Here is a 2265-nt window from a genome sequence, read left to right on the forward strand (position 1 = left end):
CGGTACTGCGGACTTTGGCATGCGCGCCCAACGGGAAAGTGGTTTTGTTGGTGATGTGGCCGAATGGGAAACCGGTCAACACAGGAATCTTGGCGGTGCGCGAAATGTGGTTGACGACGGCGGAGAAATCGTAGCTGGAGTCGTATGCGTCGCGGATGGTGCCCATGCGGAAATCGCCGAAGATGATGGCGCGTTGTTTTTGCAAAACACCTGACAGATAAAGCGTGTTGAGCATACGTTCGATGCGGTAGGGTTGCTCGCTGACGTCTTCGATAAAGAGGATGCCGCCTTGAATATCGGGCATGTAAGGCGTACCGGCGAGGGAGGCGAGAACGCTGAGGTTGCCGCCCCACAATGTGCCTTCGACGTTGACATCGGCGCGTTGGATGGTTGGGACATCAACGATATTGACGTTGTTGGTCGTGCCGCGGATGAAAGAATCCATGGTAAAGACGCTGGGGTCAGCTTTGCCAAATTCGCTGTACACCATCGGGCCTGCAAAGCTCATCATATTGCCTTTGGCCAACAGGGCGAGTTGGACGGCGCACACGTCGCTGAAACCGAAGAACAATGTACCGTGTTCGCGCATTCTGGCGCCGAGTGAGGCAAAGTCGATTTGCGGCAAGATGCGTGCCGCGCCGTAGCCGCCGCGCAGACCCATCAAGACTTTGGGCGTTTCGACACGGCCGCTGGCAACTTCTTGAAAGTCAGCGGCGCGTTGGGCGTCGCTGCCGGCAAAGCGTTGGTAACGGCGGCTGCCTGCCTGTTGGTTGGTCACGGTAAAGCCTGCGTTGTAGAGGCGGGTCAGGCCGGTGGTCACGCGGTTGGGGTCTTCGGCGAAGCCTGACGGCGCAACAACGCGCAGGAGGTTGTCGCCGGAACGTGGCGGATGGGGTTGCTTAGGTTGCACGGTTTGGGCTTTCGCGGTGGTAGAAGTGGTTTTGGTTTGCGGCGTGGTGGTCGTGCCTGTGCCGCAGGCTTGCAACAACCCTGCGCCTGCCGCGGCAGAGCAGGTACGCAGGAAATGGCGGCGCGTGGTGGAGTTCATTGAGGTTTTCCTTTCGTTATATGTTCAGACGGCCTGAACTTGGCGTGTCCGACCTTACAGGCCGTCTGAAAGTTTAAGCGATTAAGTTTTTGATTTGTTGCGGCCAGTTTTCGGGCAAGGTCATGCCGTGTTCACGTACGGGCGCGGCCCAAATCGGCGCGGGGAAGTTGGCGTCGTTTTCAAAGCGGGCAATGACGTGCCAATGTAAGTGGGGCACAACATTGCCGAGGCTGGCCAGATTGATTTTGGCCGGGCGGAAGACTTGGCGCATTGCGGCTTCAACCTGATACACCATTTCCATGATTTCGTTGCGTTCGGCAGGGGAAAGGTCGGTCATCTCGGAAACATGGTCATTCCAAATAACGCGGCAGAATGCCGGTGCGCCGGCTTCGTTGTGGACGGCGATCACGCGCAGGTTTGGCGTTTGCAGCAAAATGTCTTCGTTGTCGGCAGTACAGATGGGGCAGGTCATGGGTTTTTCTTTCTCAATCTGAATAGGAATCGGATGATTTCAATCAGGATTTTTAGAATGAGGTAAATAGCAGTCAGCGTGATGAATGTGAAAAATCACGGTTTGGGTATAAACCACCAAAATAAATAGGCGGGCGTGATTAAGTCGTCACATTCTTCGGCACTCTTAACGTGGTCACACAAATCAATGCAATGACGGCAATCCCAAACAACGGCTTGAGATGTCTGAGTGCAGTCATGGGTGAAGTGTTATGCAAATTTTGCCGCCCCTTGATTGGCAAGCTCGTCAGCTTTTTCGTTTTCAGGGTGTCCGGCGTGGCCTTTTACCCACGTCCAGCGGACATCGTGCTGTTGAACCAAACTATCCAGCTCTTTCCATAAATCATCGTTTTTAACCGGTTTTTTGGCGGCGGTTTTCCAGCCGTTTTTTTTCCAACCGTGTATCCAGCTTTCCATGCCGTTTTTGACGTATTGCGAGTCGGTGCAGATGACGACTTGGCAGCGGCGTTTTAAGGATTTCAGGCCTTCGATGACGGCGGTCAGCTCCATGCGGTTGTTGGTGGTTTCGGCTTCGCCGCCGAACAATTCTTTTTCGTGTGTGCCGTAGCGCATAAATACACCCCAGCCGCCTGCGCCGGGGTTGCCTTTGCATGCGCCGTCTGTGTAGAGGTAAACGGGTTTATCCATGGGCATGTCTTTGTCGAATAAGGCGGTATCATAACATAAGGCCGTCTGAAATATCGGCA

At 54.5% G+C, this 2265-nt stretch carries 3 protein-coding genes; all 3 read right to left on the reverse strand.

Features of this window, described 5'->3' with window-relative positions:
• Positions 1 to 1048 (reverse strand): LD-carboxypeptidase (locus tag ACTHUT_RS18290; RefSeq protein WP_440419322.1); only part of this gene is annotated, 1048 nt, incomplete at its 3' end.
• A gap of 73 nt (positions 1049 to 1121) precedes the next feature.
• Positions 1122 to 1520 (reverse strand): HIT family protein, encoded by a 399-nt coding sequence (locus ACTHUT_RS18295; protein WP_049330909.1) that lies wholly within the window; start codon positions 1518 to 1520, stop codon positions 1122 to 1124.
• A gap of 248 nt (positions 1521 to 1768) precedes the next feature.
• Positions 1769 to 2206: a ribonuclease HI gene (gene rnhA, locus ACTHUT_RS18300; RefSeq protein WP_036473212.1), complete on the reverse strand. Its 438-nt coding sequence runs from the start codon at positions 2204 to 2206 to the stop codon at positions 1769 to 1771.
• Positions 2207 to 2265: the final 59 nt, after the last annotated feature.

The organism is Neisseria sp. P0022.S010 (assembly GCF_051956635.1).